The organism is Sphaerisporangium sp. NPDC049002 (assembly GCF_040649355.1).
Classification (GTDB): domain Bacteria; phylum Actinomycetota; class Actinomycetes; order Streptosporangiales; family Streptosporangiaceae; genus Sphaerisporangium.
Genome location: NZ_JBEZFH010000020.1, coordinates 32475 through 50836, shown reverse-complemented (window position 1 = coordinate 50836; position 18362 = coordinate 32475). Strand labels below are relative to the sequence as shown.

Below are 18362 nucleotides of genomic sequence, written 5' to 3'. Positions count from 1 at the left end.
CTCTCCTGCTGCGTATTCAGGGGCGAGTACGCCTCGCTCCCTACACCACAGGGCCGAGTCGCGGCTTCCTCTCCCATTTCACCGGAACGGCCCCCTAGAGTATGGCTGCCAGTGCCTCGTCGAGACGCGGATGCCTGAACCGGTACCCCATCTCCAGCAGGCGGCGGGGCAGCACGCGCTGGCCGATGAGCACTCCCTCGTCCGCCAGGTCGCCGACCCCGGCCCTTAGGGCGAAACCGGGCACCGCCACGGGCATGGTCGGGCGGTGCAGGGCGCGGCCGAGCGCCCGGGTGAACTCCGCGTTGGTGACCGGCGTGGGGGCCGTGAGGTTCACCGGCCCGGAGACGTCGGGCTCGGCCAGGATGTGGGTCACCGCGCCGAGCCAGTCGGGCAGGGAGATCCATGAGACGTACTGCCGGCCGGAGCCCAGGGGCGCGCCGAGGCCCAGCTTGAAGATCGGCAACATCTTCCCGAGGAATCCGCCCCGGCTGGTGAGGACATGGCCGGTGCGCATCCGCACGACCCGGACGCCGGCCTCCTCGGCGGGCGTCACCCCGGCCTCCCAGGCCCGCACCAGGTCGGCGATCCACTGCCCGCGCTCCGGGGGACCGCCCTGGCCGTGCGGGCGCGGCGGGGGCTCCCAGGACTCCTCCACGGGGTGCTCGCCCGTGTCGCCGTAGAAGCCGATGGCGGATCCGGACAGCAGCACGCCCGGCTTGCGCTCCAGCCCCGCGATCGTGGTGGCCAGGGTGCGCGTGCCCTCGACGCGGCTGTCGACGATCTCGCGCCGGTAGTCGGCGGTCCACCGCTTGTCGGCGATGCCCGCCCCGGCGAGATGGACGACGGCCTCGGCCCCCTCCAGGACCGTGGGGTCGAGGATGCCCTTGCGCGGGTCCCAGAAGGCCTCGCCGGGCGCCTCGGGGGTGCGGCGTACAAGTCTGACGACGGCGCGGTCGTCGTCGCGCAGGGCGCGGACGAGGGCCGAACCGAGAAGTCCTGAAGAACCGGTGACGACGACTGCCATGCGATCACCCTACGTCGGAGATCGCTCACCGGCCCGGCCAGGCCGCGCGCCGCGTGTCAGCCGGCCCGCCGTGAGCACGTACGGACGTGCCGTGAGCACGCGCCCACGCCCATGAGCACGTACGGACCTGCCGTGAGCACGCACGCGGCCCGCTGTGAGCCTGTACGGGGCCCGCCGTGAACGCGTGCGGCCGGGCCCTGCCGCCTCACAGGACGTCAGGCAGGGCCCCGCCGCGACCGCGGGTCAGCTCAGGCCGAGCTGGTTCTCGAACCGGCCGTCCTCCAGGCGACGCTTGATCGTCGTCAGGAAGCGGGCGGCGTCGGCGCCGTCGACCAGGCGGTGGTCGTAGGTCAGCGCCAGGTACACCATCGAGCGGACCGCGATGACCTCGCCCTCGGGCGTGTCGAGCACGACGGGGCGCTTGACGACCGCGCCGGTGCCGAGGATCGCGACCTGCGGCTGGTTGATGATCGGCGTGTCGAACAGCGCGCCGCGGCTGCCGGTGTTGGTCAGCGTGAACGTGCCGCCGGACAGCTCGTCGGGGCTGACCTTGTTGGTGCGGGTGCGCTCGGCCAGGTCGGCGATCTTGCGGGCGAGGCCGGCCATGTTGAGGTCACCGGCGTCCTTGATGACCGCCGAGGCGAGGCCGCGCTCGGCGTCCACGGCGAAGGCCAGGTGCTCGTGGTCGAAGTACGTGACCTCGTTGGTCTCGCTGTTGATCACCGCGTTCAGCTTCGGGTGCTGCTTGAGCGCCTCGACCGTCGCCAGCGCGAAGAACGGCATGAAGCTGAGCTTCACGCCCTCGCGGCGCTGGAAGTCGGCCTTGGCCCGGTCGCGCAGCCGGGCGATCTTGGTGACGTCGACCTCGACGACCGAGGTGAGCTGCGCGGACGACTGCAGCGACTCCATGGTCCGCTTGGCGATGGTCTGCCGCATCCGCGACATCTTCTCGGTGCGGCCGCGCAGCGTGGTGTCCGCCTTGACCGGCTCGGGGGCCGGGGCGGCGGCCTGCGGCGCCTGCGCGGGCTGGGCGGGCTGCGCGGGGGCGGACGGCGCGGCCTGGGCCTCGGCGGCCTGTGCCTGCGCGGCCTGCTCACGCTGGATGCGCGCGGCTTCGAGCACGTCCTGCTTGCGGATGCGCCCGCCGACGCCGGTGCCGCTCAGCGCGTCGAGGTCGACGCCGTGCTCGCCCGCGAGCTTGCGGACCAGCGGCGTGACGTACGGGCTGTCGCCGCCGGAGGCGGCCGGCGCGATCGGCGACGGGGCCGCGGTGGCGGGCTGGGCCTGCTGGGCGGGCTGCTGCGGGGCCTGCGGGCGGGCCTGCTGCTGGGCGGGCTGCGGCGCGGGCGGCTGCGGGATCGAGGAGGCCGGGGCGGGCGCGGGCTCGGGGGCCTTGGCCTGCTCGGGCTCGGGCTGCGGCTCCGGCTGGGGCGCGGGCTCCGGCTCGGCCTGGGCCTGCGGCTCGGCCTGCGCGGGAGCGGCGGCCCCGCCCGAGGAGCCGTCCCCGTCGATGACGGCGAGCTCGGCGCCGACCTCGACGGTCTCGTCCTCGGCAACGACGATCTTGGTGAGAACGCCCGCGGACGGGGAGGGGATCTCGGTGTCGACCTTGTCGGTGGAGACTTCGAGCAAGGGCTCGTCGGCCTCGACCTGGTCCCCCTCCTTCTTCAACCATCGGGTGACGGTGCCCTCGGTCACGCTCTCGCCGAGCTGGGGCATGGTTACGGAAACCGGCATGGTGTCTACTCTCGCGTTTCCTGTGAGGGCTTAGTTGTGTACGTGAAGAGGCTTGCCGGCCAGAGCGAGCATCGCCTCGCCGACGGCCTCGGACTGGGTCGGGTGCGCGTGGATGAGCTGGGCCACCTCGGAGGGCAGCGCCTCCCAGTTGTAGATCAGCTGCCCCTCGGTGACGAGCTCGCCCATGCGCTTGCCGACCATGTGGACCCCGAGCACCGGACCGTCCTTCTGAGAAATGATCTTGACGGCGCCCTGGGTGCCGATGATCTGGCTCTTCGGGTTGCCGCCGAGGTCGTAGACCAGCTCGGTGATCTCGTGGCCCCGCTCCCTGGCGACGGCCGACGTGATGCCCACCGAGGCGACCTCGGGGTCTGAGTAGGTGATGCGGGGCACGCCGGCGTAGTCGATCGGGACGGGGTCGAGCCCCGCGATGTGCTCGGCGACGAGGATGCCCTCGGCGAAGCCGGCGTGCGCCAGCTGGAGCGTCGGGATCAGGTCGCCGACCGCGTAGACGCCGGGCACGCTCGTCTGGCAGAACTCGTCGACCACGACGGTGCCGCGCTCGATCGCGACGCCGGTCTCCTCGAAGCCCATGCCGGAGGTGACGGCCCCCCGGCCGACGGCGACCAGGAGCAGCTCGGCGTCGAAGGTCTTGCCGCCCTCCAGCGTCACGACGACGCCGGTGTCGGTGGTCTTGACGCTCTCGAAGCGCGTGCCCAGCTCGTACTTGATGCCCCGGCGGCGGAAGGCGCGCTCCAGGAGCTTGGAGCTGGACTCCTCCTCCAGCGGGAGCAGGTGGGGGAGGGCCTCGATGATCGTGACCTCGGAGCCGAACGACTTCCAGACGGAGGCGAACTCGACGCCGATGACGCCGCCGCCGAGAACGATCACCGAGGACGGGACGCGGTCGAGCTTCAGCGCGTGGTCGCTGGTGATGACCCGCTCGCCGTCGATTTCGAGACCGGGAAGCGACTTCGGCACCGAGCCGGTCGCCAGCACGATGCTGTGACCCTCGACGGCCTGGTCGCCCACGATGACGCGGTTGGGGCCGGCCAGCCTGCCGGCGCCCTCGATGAGGGTGACGCCCCTGCTCTTGAGCAGGCCCTGGACGCCCTTCCAGGCGCGGTTCACGATCTTGTCCTTGAAGGCGTGGACGCCGCTCATCTCGATGCCCTCGAAGCGGGCCTTGACGCCGACGCTCGTGGCCTCGCGGGTCTCGTCGGCGACCTCGGCCGCGTGCAGAAGCGCCTTTGTGGGGATGCATCCCCGGTGCAGGCACGTGCCGCCGATCTTGTCCTTCTCGATCAGCGCGACGGACTTGCCTAGCTCGGCCGCTCGCAGGGCGCAGGCGTAGCCACCGCTACCGCCGCCCAGGACAACGATGTCGAAGGGGCCGCTGCCATCAGCCACTGGAAAGCTCCTTGTCGGATCGGTGGGTCCTCACGGCCGGGTCATGCCCGCTTTCACGGGGTGCCCGGCCTGCCCAACAGCATCTTTTCACTTGTCTCGCGTGTATGTGACGCGCTTGGCCGCCGGTCGGCGGCCCGGGCCTCACGGCCGGTCGCGTCCTGCGCTCATCATGCCTCGCGGGCCGCCTGGTAGCGCTCGGCCAGCGCGATCAGGGTGCGGGTGGTCATGCCGGTGCCGCCCTTGGGGGTGTACCCGTGCGGCGCGTCCTTGTTGAAGGCCGGTCCCGCGATGTCGAGGTGGGCCCAGCGCACGCCCTCGGGGACGAACTCGCGCAGGAAGATGCCGGCGGCCAGCATGCTGCCTGAGCGCTCCGGGTTGAGGTTGGCGATGTCGGCGATCGGGGAGTCGAGGCCCTTGCGGAGCTCCTCGGGAAGCGGCATGCCCCAGGCGGCCTCGCCCTGCGCCACGGCCACGTCGACGACCTCCTCGCGCAGTTCGTCGTCGGAGGCCATGACGCCGCAGGTGCGCCATCCGAGGGCGACGATCTGCCCGCCGGTGAGGGTCGCCACGTCGACGATGACGTCGGGGCCGTCCTCGCCCGCGCGGGCGATGCCGTCGACCAGGACCAGCCGGCCCTCGGCGTCGGTGTCGAGCACCTCGACGGTCTTGCCCGAGTAGGTGGTGAGCACGTCGGAGGGGCGCTGGGCGGTGCCGCTCGGCATGTTCTCGGCCAGGCAGAGATAGCCCACGGCGTTGACGCGAAGGCCCAGCCTGGCGATGGCCAGCATCGCGCCGAACACCGCGCCTGCGCCGCCCATGTCGGACTTCATCCAGGCCATGGACGCGGACGGCTTGAGCGACAGGCCGCCGGAGTCGAAGGTGATGCCCTTGCCGACGAACGCCAGGGTGGTCTCGGCCTCGGGGTGGGTGTAGCCCAGGCGCACGAGCCGGGGCGGGTTGGCCGAGCCCTGCCCGACCCCCACGATGCCTCCGTAGCCGCCGTCCTTGAGCGCGACCTCGTCGAGGACCTCGACCGACAACCCGGCCTTGGCGCCGGCCTCCTCGGCGATCTCCGCGAAGCGGGCCGGCGGGAGGTCGGACGGGGGCGTGTTCACCAGGTCGCGGACGAGCGTGACGGACTCGGCCAGCGTCGCGGCCCGGCTCACGGACTCCTCGGCGCCGGACGCGTCGCTCAGCACGACGAGCTCGGTGAGCTGCGGCTTGGCGTCGCCCCCCGTGCGGTACCTGGTGAAGTCGTAGGCGCCGAGCAGGCCGCCCAGGGCCACGGCCTCGGCCTGCTCAGGCGTCGCCGCGGGCAGCGCGAGGGCGGCGCGGGCCGTGCCGGCCAGGGAGCGGGCGGCGACACCGGCGGCACGGCGCAGGACCTCCAGGTCGTACGCGCCGTCCTGCGCGGGAGCGTCTCCGAGGCCCACGGCGACGGCCACGGGCGCGGAGACCGCGCCGAAGGTCGGGAACTTGGCGATCTCGCCGGCCTTGCCGGAGAAGCCGAGCGCGCGCAGAGTCGCGGAGAGCCCGCCGGTGAGCGCGGTGTCGAGGGCTTCGGCGCCGGGCGCGGGGCGGGGGCCGTCGGGGGAGGCGTTGATTCCGACTACGAGGGCGTCGGTCACCACCGACCCCAAGTCAAAAGCGTTAAGTCGCACTGTCGTCACGAAGGCCGATGCTAGCCGTGCTTCCCGCGTACGCATAAACGAGGGTTCGTCCTACGAATTCCTCACCTGCGTGAACGCTCATGATGCTAGCCGACCTGGCACCATCGCGCGGATCGGTGCGAATGGTACTAATGTAACTAGCATCATGTTGCTCACACTCGATCTGAACGATCCACGGCCGCTCCACGAGCAGGTGGCCGGGGCGGTCAGGCACGCCGTCGCCTCCGGATCGGTGCTTCCAGGGCAGCGGCTGCCCTCCGCCCGCGATCTCGCCGCCGCCCTCGGCGTGAACGCCAACACGGTGCTGCGGGCCCTTCGCGACCTGAGGGACGAGGGGGTCCTGGAGTTCCGCCGGGGCCGCGGGGTGTCGGTGCTCCGGCCCCCCGACGGGCGAGAGGTCCTCCTGCGCAGGTCGCGCGAGTTGCTCGAAGAGGCGGATCGGTACGGCTTCCGCCCCGAGGACGTCATAGAGATCATCAAGGAGTTGTCATGAGCCACCGGTCGCGGTTCCTCCTGGCGGCCGGCGCGTGGGTCGTGGCGGTCACCGGTGCCCTGGTCGCCCTCCCCCTCGTGCTGCGCGACCGGCTGCCCGATCCGCTCGCCACGCACTGGGGCCCCTCGGGCGAGGCGGACGGCGCCATGTCCTTCTGGCAGGCGCTCCTGATGGAGCTGGGCGTCTGGGCGCTGCTGGCCGGGGTCGCGTGGTACGCGGCCCTGCGCCGGGACGCCGTCCGGCACAGGGCGCCACGGAAGGCGGCCGGGGCCATGCTGGGCGGAGCGGGCGCCTTCGTGGTGGCCCTGCAGGGCATGACGCTCGCCGCCAACCTCGACCGCCCCGGCTGGCAGGCCGCCGGACGGCTCGACTGGCAGGTCCTGCTCGCCCTCGGCGGCGCGGTCGCCGCCGGCGCGCTCGGCTGGCTGGCCGCCTCGCCAGGCCCGGACGAGCCGTACGCCCGGGAGCCGGTGAAGCAGGCCAGGATGCGGCTGCGGCCGGGCCAGCGGGTGGTGTGGACGTCCTCGGCGTCGAACTCCTGGGTGGCGGGGCTGGGGGTCGCGGCCCTGGTGGCGGCCCTGGTGCTCTCCCTGTCCAGCCTCACCGTCGGGATCGGCGGCCTGCGGGCCACGGCCGGCTCGCTGGCGGTCGCCGGCGTCCTCGGGCTGGCGCTGTCCACGGTCGGCGTCAGGGTGAGCGACAAGGGCGTCGTCATCTCCTTCGGCCCGTTCCGCTGGCCGAGCCGCAAACTCGCCCTCCGAAAGATCCAGAGCGCGAGGGCCGAGGAGCGGAGCCCGCTGCAGGTCGGCGGCTGGGGGCTGCGCGGGCTTCCGGGCAGCGCCACGATCATGATCCGCGGCGGCGAGTGCCTCGTCGTGCGCTACCCCTCCGGCGGCGAGCTGGGAATCACCGTCGACGACGCGGCTCGCGGCGCCGCCCTGCTGAACGCCCTCATCGCCGAGTCGGCGCCCTGACGCGAAGCCCTCAACCCCGCCCCGCCCACCAGCACTCTGCCCCCGAGGTGTCCCATGTCCCGTCGTCCTGGCGATCTCGCCGTGTTCCTGCTGGTCGCCTTCGGGCTTTCCTGGCTGTTCGCTGTGCCGTTGTGGCTCTCGGGTGGCTCCGGCCTGGTCACGGTGACCGGTCTGGCCATGATGTTCACGCCCGCGATCGCCGTGCTGACCGTGTGGCGGCTCCGCCACCGGGAGGTGCCCTTCCGGGAATGGGCCGGGCGGACCGGCCTCACCTTCGGAGGACGCCCGGGCCGCGCCTGGAAGTACATCGCCGTCGCCTGGGCCGGCACCGTGCTGCTCACCGTCCTCGCCACCGCGATCAGTGTGGCGACCGGCCTGCTCAGCGTGGACCTGGCCGGGCTCAGTCTGTTCCGTGCGCAGATCGCGTCGCTGGGCCGGGGCGCCTCGCTTCCCCTCGACCCGCACACGCTCGCCGTCATCCAGCTCGCCCAGGGTCTCATCATGGGCCCGGTGATCAACGCGATCCCTGCGCTCGGGGAGGAGTACGGCTGGCGCGGATGGCTGCTGCCGAGGCTCATGCCCCTCGGCGCCACCAAGGCGCTGGTGGCGTCCGGCGTGATCTGGGGACTCTGGCACGCGCCCCTGACCCTGCGCGGCTACAACTATCCCCAGCTCGGGGCCTGGGCGGCCGTCATGTTCGTCGGGTTCTGCGTGCTCTTCGGCATCTTCCTCGGACGGCTCCGCCTGGCCTCCGGCAGCGTGTGGCCCGCCGTCGCCGGGCACGGCGTGCTGAACGCCCTGGCCGGCCTGCCGCTCCTGCTGGGAGACGCGGCACATCCTCCGAACCTGGCCGTGGCCGGCGTCACCGGCCTGGTCGGCTGGGCCCTGCTCGCCGTCGTCGCCGCGTTCGTGCTGAGGACGGGCCGGCCGCCCGCGCGTCCGACGCCCGTCCAGGGTGAGCCAACAGGGCCCGCCGTCCAGGGGTGAGCCAAGGGGGCCCGCCGGCCGGGGGTGAGGGTCAGGGCGCCGCCGCGCACACGACCAGGGCGGTGGCGGTGGCGATCTCGGCAAGGGCGCCGAGGACGTCCCCGGTGATCCCTCCGAGCCGCCGGGTGGCGTGTACGCGCGTCGCCCAGGCCGCGCCGAGCCCGGCCGCGAGCGCCAGAGGGTAGGTGACCGGCCCGCCGGCCGCCAGGCCGAGGACCAGGGCCCCGGCGGCGACCGGCACGGTCGCGATGATCGCCGTGCTCGGCCGTACCGTCCCGGCCACCATGGCGCCGAGCCCCCCGGGCCGCGCGGAAGGCACCCCCGCCACGCAGGCCCAGGTGAGCGCGAGCCTTCCCGTGACGCACGCGAGGACCAGCGAGGCCGGACCGGCCTCGGAGGCCGCCGTGGCCTGCACCAGCAGCGTGAAGACGAGCGTCACCACGCCGAACGGCCCGATGTCGGAGCGCTTCATGATGTCCAGCGCCTGCTCGGCCGGCTTGCCGCTGCCGAGGCCGTCCGCCAGGTCGGCGAGGCCGTCCAGGTGCAGGCCCCGCGTCAGCACGGCGAGGGAGCCGAGGGCCAGGGCCGCCGCGAGCAGCGGAGAGACCAGGAACGCGGCGGCGGCCATGACGGCCGCCGCCACCAGGCCGAGGGCGAGGCCGACCAGCGGCGCCAGCGTCATGGCCCAGCCGGCCGTCGTGCGGTCGACGCGGGGCACGCCCGCCGGGCAGACGGTGAGCGTGCCGACGGCCAGGCGCAGCCCCGCGGCGACCGGCGATTCGGGGACTTCGGACGCGGCCATGTCAGACCGGAAGGGGGACGACGCGGCCGGCCACGACGAGGACGGCCTCTTCCGACTCCGCGGCGAGACGCTGGTTGAGGCGGCCGAGCGCGTCGCGGAACACGCGCCCGCTGGCCGTCGCGGGCACCACGCTGAGGCCCACCTCGTCGCTGACCGCCACCACCTGGGCCCGGGTCTGCCGCCAGGCGGCGACCAGGTCGTCGCAGCGCGCCGCCACCGCGTCCAGGGCCGTGCCGAACCGGCCGGGCTTGCGTCCCCGGGGACGGTCGTAGGCGGGATCCCCCCACGCCCCGCACCCGTCGAACACCGCCGCCAGCCAGGTGCCGATGCCGTCGACGAGCAGCGGCCCCGTCTCCGACCTCAGCAGCGCCTCAAGCTCGGTGGTCTCGATGGTCGTCCAGTACGGCGGGCGGCGCAGCCGGTGGGCGCGGACGCGGGCGAGCCAGTCGGCGTCCCTCCCGCCGGTCGGCCCGGTGGCGACATAGGTGACGTCCGGCTCGGCGATCAGCCGCATCTCCGCCTCGGTCGACTTGCCCGAGCGGGCGCCTCCGAGGACCAGCACCCGTCTCGGCGCGAGCGCCCGTGCGGGCGCGGGCAGGCGCGTGTCGAGGATCGTGCCGTCGTCGACCATCTGCGCACCCCAGTACGAAAGGCGCCTGTCCAGCTCGGCCTCGGAGGGAAGGCGGTGGTCGAGGTGGACCGCCACGACGTGCGTCCGCGCGGTGACGAGCCCGCGCCGCCGCAGGTCGCCCAAACGCTCGGGATGGTCGAGAAGGTCGATGAGCACGAGGTCGTAGGCCTCCTCCGCCCAGCTCGGCGAGGGGGACCCGCAGTGGTCGTCCGGCGAGACGGCGTGCAGGACCCGGCCGCGGTCGGGGCCGCTCATCGCGTACCCGTCGGGCGTGACGATCATCCGGTAGCCCTTGGGGAGCGACGCCGGAGGCGCGAGGGGGAGACCTGCGGGCGGCGAGAGCCGTACGACGTCGTCCAGCACGACGGCGGTGGGACGGCGGTGGCCGGGGGACAGCCTGCCGCAGGAGGCGCAGCCGCACGCGGGCTCGGGCCACCCATAGGGGCCGGCCGTGCCGGAGAGCAGAACCTTCACTACGCCCTGACCGGGGAGGGGGGCTCGGCCGCCGTCGCGAGTCCGGGTCCGGCGGGCGCCGGGAGACGGAACGTGGGCGGCATGAGTTGGCCTCCATCCTCGATGGGTCTCGCGGTTCGGCTCGTCCCGGTGGTTCTCCTGGCCCGGCTGGCCTGTCCCGACGCCCTCACGGCAAGATCTGCGGCACACTCCAGGAGATAGGGTCTGCTCAGCCTGTTGAAGGCATTGGGCAAACCCCGTGAAAAGGAGCGTATGGCATGACTTGGCGCTGGCGATATGAAAATGCTAATGGTGGTGAGGTTACGGACGGCCCGCTTCCGCGCGAGATCTTTCCAAGTCAGGCCGACGCGGAGTCATGGCTCGGAGAAAACTGGCGAACCCTTCTGAATTCCGGCATCGAGCAGGTCTCGCTGCTGGAAGACGACAAGGTCGAGTACGGCGGGATGTCCTTGCGTGCCGAGTGATGGCCGGGCCCCTTGGCTATTCCTGTGGCCGATGTGACGAATGTTGTCAAGTGACCGGGAACGCAAGGGGCCCGTGAGCCTTTACGGTCGCGCCCTTAACGCCACCGCCGCTAGGGCCGTGCCGCCGGGCTCTCGGTCAGGGCGGGGTCCCGCACCACGACCGGGCCGAGCGCGTCGTCGATCTTGGCGAGGACGTCGGCGTCGAGCCTCACCCCGGACGCCTTGACGTTGTCACGCACCTGCTCCGGCCTCGTGGCCCCGACGATGGCCGACGAGACGTTGGGGTTGTGCAGCACCCACGCCACCGCCAGCTGCGCCATCGTCAGCCCGAGGTCGGCCGCGATCGGCTTGAGGTCCTGCACCCGCGTGAGCAGGTCGTCGTCGAGCATGCGGGAGATGAAGCCCGACCCGGTCGGGTCGGTGGCCCGCGATCCCGAGGGCGGCGCCTGCCCGGGGAGGTACTTCCCGGTGAGCACGCCCTGCGCGATGGGGGACCACACGATCTGCCCGACCCCCTCCTTCTCGCACAGCGGCACGACCTCGGACTCGATGACGCGCCACAGCATGGAGTACTGGGGCTGGTTGGAGACCAGGCGGTCGAAGCCCATCTCGTCGGCGATCCTGAGCGCGTCGGCGATCTGCGAGGCCTTCCACTCGCTGACGCCCACGTAGAGGACCTTCCCCTGGCGCACGAGGTCGTCGAAGGTCTTCAGCGTCTCTTCGAGCGGCGTCTCGTAGTCGTACCGGTGCGCCTGGTAGAGGTCGACATAGTCGGTTCCCAGGCGGCGCAGCGAGCCGTTGACGCTCTCGGTGATGTGCTTGCGCGACAGGCCACGGTCGTTCTGCCCGGGTCCGGTCGGCCAGTAGACCTTCGTGAAGATCTCCAGGGACTCGCGGCGGACGCCCTTCAGCGCGCGGCCGAGGACCTCCTCGGCCCGGGTGCCCGCGTAGACGTCGGCGGTGTCGAAGGTGGTGATCCCCTCGTCGAGGGCGGCGCTCACGCACTCCTTGGCGGCGTCCTCCTCGACCTGGGAACCATGGGTGATCCAGTTGCCGTAGCTGATCTCGCTGACCTTGAGACCGCTGCGGCCAAGATGACGGAATTGCATGCGACCGACCCTAACCGGCGCCTTCCGGTGATCTGATTCGGGATAGTCTGCCCGGCGTGCGGCGGCTGATCACTTCGAGGGTTCTCAGGCTGGCGCTCGCGGTGACCGCCGCGGGCATGGCGGCGGGGACGGTGGTGTGGGCCTGGCGCGCCCTCTCGCGGCGCGGCGCCCCGCCTGCCCGCCTCGCGTCCGCCCCGGCTCCGTCGATCAGGCGGTCATCCGCTCCGGGTTCTCCGGTCGGGCTCGCGTCCGCCCCCGGCCCGGCGCCGCGCGAGCCCGTACAGGAGGCCGTGCCGCCCGAACCGGTGCTCGGCCGTCCCTCGGCCGCCGACCTGAGGCGTTACGACCCGGACCGGGCGAGGCCGATCGGGAGGTGGGGGTACGTGGCCGCCGCCTGTGTCGTCGTCTTCACCGGCCACTTCGCGCCGTACCTGGGGCCAGGTGAGGGCGGTTTCCTCGTCGGCGGGGGCGGCCCGCTCGTGCCGTACGTGGAGCCGGGCCGGGGCGCCGGCTTCGCGGCGGGACCGTCGGCGGACCCCTCCGCCGGGTCCTCACCCGACCATGTCGCGTTCCCCGGGGATCTCCCGCCCTCGCCGGATCCCGCCTGTCGTCCCGGTAGGCGGCCGATCGTCGTACGGGAGGCCGGCCCCCGGGTGACCAGGCCGGTCGTTCACCAGTGGCGGCGGATCGAGAGATGGCTCAGGGTCCACGCGCCCGTCACCTACGGCGAGCTCCGGCCTCCCGCGAGCGCCCGGGTCGTCGCGCTCGCGGAGGCGCAGATGGGGGTGGACCTCCCCGCCAGCCTGCGTGCGTCGCTGCTCCGCCACAACGGCTCCCGCACCCCCGGCTTCGCGTTCCCCGGCGCGGGCACCGCGGGCGTACGGGCCCTGGGCGTGCGGGAGATCCGCGACGCTTGGCGCGCGCTGTGCGCCGAGGGCAGGCCCGGCACTGTGAACCGCCGCCTGATCCTCTTCGCCGGCGTCGAGGGAGGGCCGGGACTGGAGGCCGACCCCGGGCACGGCGGCGTCGGGGTCCTCGCCGGGGGCGGCCTCATGCCAGCCACGGAGATCGGCTGGTCGTCGTACTACGCGTTGCTCAGGGACACGGCGCGCTCCCTGGAAACCGGGCGCCCGCTGCGGGGCCTGCGCCCCGAGGTGAGCGCGGGCCGGGTGCTCTGGACCCCGGCCCGGTGACGGGTCACCTCTTCGGCGGGACGGGCTTGCCGCCCGGGAGCAGCATGGGCGGCGGGAAGCGCAGGCGGCGGATCTGCATCGCCCGCATGGCGGCGTAGAAGCCGACGCCCTTGAGGTTCTCGTCGGGGAACCGCTTGGCCGCCTCCTTCTTGACCCGCTGGGCCACGAAGAACGAGCTGCCCGCCACCGCGACGATCATCAGCGGCCACAGGATCGTGATCGCGTAGGAGTAGAGGAGCATGCCGGTCTGCCCGCCGAACATGGGGATCGTCCACAGGACGACCAGCAGGACCAGCGAGACGGGGAGGAAGAACTGGCTGATGGTCCGCCGGGAGTCGACCCAGTCGCGGGCGAGCTTGCGCGCCGGCCCCCGGTCGCGGGCGGGCAGGTAACGTTCCTCGCCCTTCAGCATGCCCTCGCGCGCGCGGATCCGCTCGGCGGCCTGGCGTTCGCGAGCCTGCTTGTAGGCCTCTTTGCGGTTGGTGGGGGCGGTCACCGGCTGGCGGCGGCGGCCTTGGGCCTCGCGGCGCTTGGGGGTAGGGCGGCCCTTTCCCATGCTTTTGGCCTGCGTCTCGGAAGACGAGGAGGGAGAGTCATCCACGGGGGCCTGCGTACGACGTCGGAACACGACGTCAGCCTACCGGCGGTGCAACTTAATGACGCCCTCGTGCGTTATGCGTAGGGTGGACCTGAGCGACTTTGCCGCGATAATCGGGGGCTGACGATGAGTGAGCAGCCTGTGGAGTCGCGAGTCGGCGCAAGGGAGCATGAATGCCAGCGCAGCGAGCATACGGCCAGCGAGCGTCGCAGCCAGCGGGAGCATAGGCACAGCACTACCAAGAAGGGGACGGCCAACGCGCATGAGCGTGATGAAGAGACTTTCCTTGATCTTCAAGTCCAAGGCCAACAAGGCCTTGGACAAGATGGAAGATCCGCGCGAGACCCTCGACTACTCCTATCAGCGGCAGCTTGAGCTGTTGCAGAAGGTTCGCCGGGGCGTGGCCGACGTCGCCACCTCGCGCAAGCGGGTTGAGCTGCAGATCAACCAGATCCAGCAGCAGGCGAGCAAACTTGAGGACCAGGGCCGCAAGGCCCTCAGCGTGGGACGTGAGGACCTCGCCCGTGAGGCGCTGAGCCGGCGGTCCTCGCTGAACACCCAGATCGCCGACCTGCGGACGCAGCACAACAACCTGCAGGGCGAGGAGGAGAAGCTCACCCTCGCGAGCCAGCGCCTCCAGGCCAAGGTCGACTCCTTCCGCCACAAGAAGGAGACCATCAAGGCCACCTACACCGCGGCCGAGGCGCAGACGCGCATCAACGAGGCATTCTCCGGCATCTCCGAGGAGATGGGCGACGTGGGTCTCGCGATCCAGCGCGCCGAGGACAAGACCGCCCAGATGCAGGCGCGCGCGGGAGCGATCGACGAACTGCTCGCCAGCGGCGCGCTCGACGACTTCAGCGGCTCGCGTCCCGACGACATCCAGGCCGAGCTCGACCGCATGGGCGGCGGCAGCGACGTGGAGCTGGAGCTCGCCCGCATGAAGGCCGAGCTGGGCCAGGGCCCGGCGCCGCGCGACGCGATCGAGGCCGGCCAGCCGGGGCAGCAGTCTGCTCCGCAGGCCGCTCCGCAGCAGCACTCGCAGCCGACCCAGCAGTACCGTCAGCCGGGGGAGGGCCTGTGATCGTCCGAATCATGGGTGAGGGCCAGTGTGAGATCGCCGAAGGCGACATCGACGTGCTCAACACCCTCGACAGTGAGCTAGAGGCCGCGATCGAGACCGACGACGAGGCCCAGTTCCGCTCGAAGCTCCACGCGCTGCTCGACAAGGTGCGGCAGATCGGCAAGCCGCTGCCCGACGACGCCCTGGAGCCTTCGGAGCTGATTTTGCCCCCGGCCGACGCTTCGATCGACGAAGTCAGGGGCATGCTTGGCGATTCAGGGCTTATACCAGGCTAGTTTGGATATATGACACAAACCCGGTACGCCCCCGACCGGGGTCTCACCGTGCGCATGGTCGTGACCATGTTCCTGCTCGGCTTGCTGTACGTCGCTTTCGTCGGCGTGCTGATCGCCATGGGTGTCCAGGCGATCGTCGTGCTCGTCCTCGCCGGGGGCCTCCTGCTGGTGCAGTACTTCTTCTCCGACAAGATCGCGCTGTTCGCGATGCACGGGAAGGAGGTCTCCCCGCAGGAGGCACCGGAGCTCCACGGCCTGATCGACAGGCTGAGCGTCCTGGCCGACTCACCGAAGCCCCGCGTGGCGATCGCCGACAGCGACGTCCCCAACGCCTTCGCCACCGGCCGGAACCAGAAGAACTCCGTGGTCTGCGTCACCACGGGCCTGCTGCGACGGCTCGACCCGCTGGAGCTCGAAGGCGTCGTCGCCCACGAGATGTCCCACGTCGCGCACCGCGACGTCGCCGTGATGACCATCGCGTCCTTCCTCGGAATCGTCGCGGGCCTGATGACCCGCTTCGCGCTGTACTCGGGGCTCGGCCGCGACCGGGGCAACAACAACGGCCCGCCGATCGGGCTCATCATCATGCTGGTCTCGCTGGTGGTGTACGCGATCAGCTTCCTGCTCACCCGCGCGCTGTCGCGCTACCGCGAGCTGTCGGCCGACCGGGCCGGCGCCCTGCTCACCCAGCGGCCATCCGCCCTCGCGAGCGCGCTGGTCAAGGTGACGGGCGAGATGTCCCGCATCCCCACGCGCGACCTGCGCGAGGCGCAGCCGTTCAACGCCTTCTTCTTCGCTCCCGCGCTGTCCGGCCGCACCGGGGCGAGCCTCGCGACCCTGTTCGCCACCCACCCGCCGCTGGAGCGCAGGCTGGAGCAGCTCAACCGCATCGCCTCCCAGCTCGGCCGGGGGGCCTGAGTGGGCTGGCTGGACGCGCTGCTCGGGCGCAGCAAGCCCGCCAAGCCGAACCTGGACACGTTGTTCGCGCTGCCCTCGGCGGCGGTGACGCTCCAGGCGGCGACCGGCTTCGCGCCGACCGGGCTCGGCTCGGTCTGCTTCCGCGCCGCCGAGGGCGGCGCCTTCGCCACCCTGGAACAGGACATCGAGGCGCTGCTCGGCGACGCCCAGATCGAGCAGTCGAACGACTCCTACGGCTACACGTGGCTGCTGGTGAGAAGGCCGCCGGACGACCTCAGCAGCCTGGTCACCGACCTGCACGGCGTCAACTCCTCGCTGGAGGGGGCGGGCTTCGGGCCGTCGCTGCTGTGCTCGCTGGTGACCTTCAAGGACCGGTCGGACCGGCCGCTGGCCGTCGTCTACCTCTACAAGCAGGGCACTTTCTACCCCTTCGCCCCGCTTCCCGGGCAGCGCCGTGACAACGCGCTGGAGCTTCAGGTCCGCGGGGCCCTCGGCGGTGAGCTGCCGATCGAACCCGATCTGTCCCGCTGGTTCCCCCTCTGGGGAGCCCCCGGCCTCTGACGGTTCCGGCGGTCCGCCGTCGTCCGCCCGTCCCCGCAGGCCGTACGAAGACGATCACTGCGGTCGTTCTCGCCCTTAGGTATGCGAATGGACGGGTATACCACCCGGAAGTTCAGCCATCTCCGGGGGGAAACAGGGTGGCAGTGACCGAGCACGACCGTGTCAGAGCGGCCGGAGAGTCCGAGGGCGGGGGCCGTTTCCGGGCCGTCGTGCCGCGGGTGATGTCGGTGTGCATGGCGGTGGCCGCCGTGTACTCGGCGGTGATCGCCGTGGTCCCGCCCATACGGCACCTGCTCAGGCCCGTCACCGCCTTCATCGAGATGGCGGTCTTCCCCGTCGAGCCGAACCTCGGCTACGCGGTGTTCCTCGGGATCCTCGCCGGGGCCCTCGCGCGTCACAAGCGGGCGGCGTACTGGGTCCTCATGACCATCTTCGTGCTGCTCGTCCTCGGGAACCTGGCCGTCGTGCTGTCGTCGTCGCTGATGCCGGACCTGGTCGAGGAGTTCGCCCTGACCCGCCAGGTGGTCGCCTCCGAGGGCAACCTCGTGCTGTCGGCCGTCGTCCTCGGGATCCTCGCCGCGGCGCACGACGAGTTCTTCGCCCCCACGCGGCGCGCGTCGTTCAGGAAGGCGCTGGTCACGCTCGGGTCGCTGCTCGCGGTCTCCTTCGCGGTGGGGTACGTCCTGGTGACGATCTTCCCCGACACCCTGAAGACGCGCGACCACCTGCCCTGGGCTCTGGAAAGGGCGCTCGGCGGGGCGGCGACCCTGGACCTCTACCGGTCCGGGCGCCCGCCGGGGTGGGTGAACTTCGTCATCGGCCTGCTCAGCGCCGTCGCGGTTCTGGTCGCCTTCGCCGTGCTGTTCCGCTCCCAGCGGGCCAGGGCGGAGCTGCCCCCCGAGAGCGAGGAGCGGATCAGGGCGCTGGTCGAGGCGTACGGCTCGCGCGACTCGCTCGGCTACTTCGCCACCCGCCGCGACCGCGCCGCCATCTTCTCCCCGAGCGGCAAGGCGGCGGTCTCGTACCGCGTGGTGGCGGGGGTCTGCCTGGCCGGGGGAGACCCCATCGGCGACGTGGAGGCCTGGGGGCCGGCGATCCGGGCGTGGATGGACGAGGCCCGCCGCTACGGCTGGGCGCCCGCGGCCATCGGCCCGAGCGAGGCGGCGGCCCACGCGTACGCGCGTGCGGGGCTGCGCGTCCTGGAGCTCGGGGACGAGGCGGTCATCGAGGTCGGGTCGTTCGGCCTTGAGGGCAGGGAGATGCGCGGGGTGCGCCAGGCGGTCAACCGCGTGAAGCGCGCCGGGTTCACCCTGCGGATCCGCAGGCACGCCGATCTGTCCCAGGAGGAGATGCGCCACATCATCGAGCGTGCCACCGCCTGGCGCGACACCGAGACCGAGCGGGGGTTCTCGATGGCGCTCGGGCGGCTCGGCGACCCGGCGGACGGCTCCTGCGTCCTGGTGGAGGCCAGGGACGCCGACGGGAAGCCGGCGGCCCTGCTGTCGTTCGTGCCGTGGGGCGACGACGGCCTGTCGCTCGACCTCATGCGGCGCGACCGCGACTCCGACAACGGGTTGATGGAGTTCATGGTCGCCGGGCTGGTCGCCCAGGCGGGGGAGCTCGGGGTGAAGGAGATCTCGCTCAACTTCGCCATGTTCCGGTCGGTCTTCGAAGGCGGCGCGAGGCTCGGCGCGGGACCGGTGCTGCGCCTGTGGCGGTGCACGCTGGTGTTCTTCTCCCGGTGGTGGCAACTGGAGTCGCTGTACCGGGCGAACGCCAAGTACCGCCCCCGGTGGGTGCCGCGCTTCCTCGCCTTCGACGACACGCGCGACCTGCCCAAGGTGGGGCTGGCCTCGGTGATCGCCGAGGGCTTCCTGGCCGTGCCGAGCCTTTCGACCCTGTTCCGCAGGGGCGTCCGCGGCGGTGGGGCGCGCCCCACCGCCCCCCCCCGCCCCCCC

Annotated in this window: 18 protein-coding genes; 10 read left to right on the top strand and 8 right to left on the bottom strand. The window is 72.1% G+C overall.

Annotated features, from left to right (window positions below; translation table 11 throughout):
- Nucleotides 1–94: 94 nt before the first annotated feature.
- From AB0B89_RS07270 to AB0B89_RS07255, 4 genes are all read right to left on the bottom strand, one after another.
- Nucleotides 95–1024: a TIGR01777 family oxidoreductase gene (locus AB0B89_RS07270; protein ID WP_358549459.1), complete on the bottom strand. Its 930-nt coding sequence runs from the start codon at nt 1022–1024 to the stop codon at nt 95–97.
- A gap of 243 nt (nt 1025–1267) precedes the next feature.
- Entirely contained in the window at nt 1268–2761 is a 1494-nt protein-coding gene (gene sucB, locus AB0B89_RS07265) for a 2-oxoglutarate dehydrogenase, E2 component, dihydrolipoamide succinyltransferase (RefSeq protein ID WP_358549456.1), read from the bottom strand.
- Between the two features lie 30 nt (nt 2762–2791).
- Entirely contained in the window at nt 2792–4171 is a 1380-nt protein-coding gene (gene lpdA / locus AB0B89_RS07260; RefSeq protein ID WP_358549454.1) for a dihydrolipoyl dehydrogenase, read from the bottom strand.
- A 167-nt stretch (nt 4172–4338) separates the two neighbouring features.
- Entirely contained in the window at nt 4339–5877 is a 1539-nt protein-coding gene (locus tag AB0B89_RS07255; RefSeq protein ID WP_358549451.1) for a leucyl aminopeptidase, read from the bottom strand.
- A 109-nt stretch (nt 5878–5986) separates the two neighbouring features.
- On the opposite strand from AB0B89_RS07255, the gene AB0B89_RS07250 reads away from it, so the two are divergent.
- The 3 genes from AB0B89_RS07250 to AB0B89_RS07240 are packed head-to-tail and all read left to right on the top strand — an operon-like array spanning nt 5987 to nt 8295.
- Entirely contained in the window at nt 5987–6334 is a 348-nt protein-coding gene (locus tag AB0B89_RS07250) for a GntR family transcriptional regulator (RefSeq protein ID WP_358549449.1), read from the top strand.
- Entirely contained in the window at nt 6331–7308 is a 978-nt protein-coding gene (locus AB0B89_RS07245; protein WP_358549446.1) for a DUF1648 domain-containing protein, read from the top strand. The genes AB0B89_RS07250 and AB0B89_RS07245 overlap by 4 nt, the downstream gene beginning before the upstream one ends.
- 54 nt (nt 7309–7362) lie before the next feature.
- Entirely contained in the window at nt 7363–8295 is a 933-nt protein-coding gene (locus tag AB0B89_RS07240) for a CPBP family intramembrane glutamic endopeptidase (protein ID WP_358549443.1), read from the top strand.
- A 31-nt stretch (nt 8296–8326) separates the two neighbouring features.
- Here AB0B89_RS07240 and AB0B89_RS07235 read toward each other — a convergent pair whose 3' ends face one another.
- Nucleotides 8327–9097, bottom strand: a complete 771-nt coding sequence (locus AB0B89_RS07235) for an adenosylcobinamide-GDP ribazoletransferase (RefSeq protein WP_358549441.1) — start codon at nt 9095–9097, stop codon at nt 8327–8329.
- Between the two features lies 1 nt (nt 9098).
- Entirely contained in the window at nt 9099–10202 is a 1104-nt protein-coding gene (locus tag AB0B89_RS07230; protein WP_358549438.1) for a bifunctional adenosylcobinamide kinase/adenosylcobinamide-phosphate guanylyltransferase, read from the bottom strand.
- Nucleotides 10203–10459: 257 nt separating this feature from the next.
- Here AB0B89_RS07230 and AB0B89_RS07225 point away from each other — a divergent pair, with 257 nt between their 5' ends.
- A complete protein-coding gene (locus AB0B89_RS07225; RefSeq protein WP_358549436.1) occupies nt 10460–10666 on the top strand; it encodes a hypothetical protein in 207 nt (68 codons plus the stop codon).
- A 110-nt stretch (nt 10667–10776) separates the two neighbouring features.
- Here AB0B89_RS07225 and AB0B89_RS07220 read toward each other — a convergent pair whose 3' ends face one another.
- Nucleotides 10777–11775, bottom strand: coding sequence for an aldo/keto reductase family protein (locus tag AB0B89_RS07220; RefSeq protein WP_358549434.1), 999 nt, complete (start codon nt 11773–11775; stop codon nt 10777–10779).
- Between the two features lie 56 nt (nt 11776–11831).
- Here AB0B89_RS07220 and AB0B89_RS07215 point away from each other — a divergent pair, with 56 nt between their 5' ends.
- A complete protein-coding gene (locus AB0B89_RS07215) occupies nt 11832–12968 on the top strand; it encodes an SMI1/KNR4 family protein (RefSeq protein WP_358549431.1) in 1137 nt (378 codons plus the stop codon).
- 4 nt (nt 12969–12972) lie between these two features.
- Here the strand turns inward: AB0B89_RS07215 and AB0B89_RS07210 are convergent, their stop codons facing one another.
- Nucleotides 12973–13569 carry a DUF3043 domain-containing protein gene (locus tag AB0B89_RS07210; RefSeq protein WP_358549428.1) on the bottom strand — a complete coding sequence of 199 codons (597 nt, stop codon included), beginning with the start codon at nt 13567–13569 and terminating at the stop codon, nt 12973–12975.
- A 259-nt stretch (nt 13570–13828) separates the two neighbouring features.
- Between AB0B89_RS07210 and AB0B89_RS07205 the strand changes: the two genes are divergently transcribed.
- The 5 genes from AB0B89_RS07205 to AB0B89_RS07185 all read left to right on the top strand — a co-directional run.
- Complete coding sequence (locus AB0B89_RS07205; RefSeq protein WP_358549425.1) at nt 13829–14650, top strand: PspA/IM30 family protein; 822 nt, start codon at nt 13829–13831, stop codon at nt 14648–14650.
- Nucleotides 14647–14925 carry a hypothetical protein gene (locus AB0B89_RS07200; protein WP_358549423.1) on the top strand — a complete coding sequence of 93 codons (279 nt, stop codon included), beginning with the start codon at nt 14647–14649 and terminating at the stop codon, nt 14923–14925. Before AB0B89_RS07205 ends, AB0B89_RS07200 begins: the two co-directional genes overlap by 4 nt.
- A gap of 9 nt (nt 14926–14934) precedes the next feature.
- Nucleotides 14935–15843 carry a zinc metalloprotease HtpX gene (gene htpX, locus AB0B89_RS07195; RefSeq protein WP_358549421.1) on the top strand — a complete coding sequence of 303 codons (909 nt, stop codon included), beginning with the start codon at nt 14935–14937 and terminating at the stop codon, nt 15841–15843.
- Nucleotides 15844–16404 carry a hypothetical protein gene (locus tag AB0B89_RS07190; RefSeq protein ID WP_358549419.1) on the top strand — a complete coding sequence of 187 codons (561 nt, stop codon included), beginning with the start codon at nt 15844–15846 and terminating at the stop codon, nt 16402–16404.
- Between the two features lie 137 nt (nt 16405–16541).
- Nucleotides 16542–18362: phosphatidylglycerol lysyltransferase domain-containing protein (locus AB0B89_RS07185; RefSeq protein ID WP_358549417.1), on the top strand; the 1821-nt coding region annotated here is incomplete at its 3' end.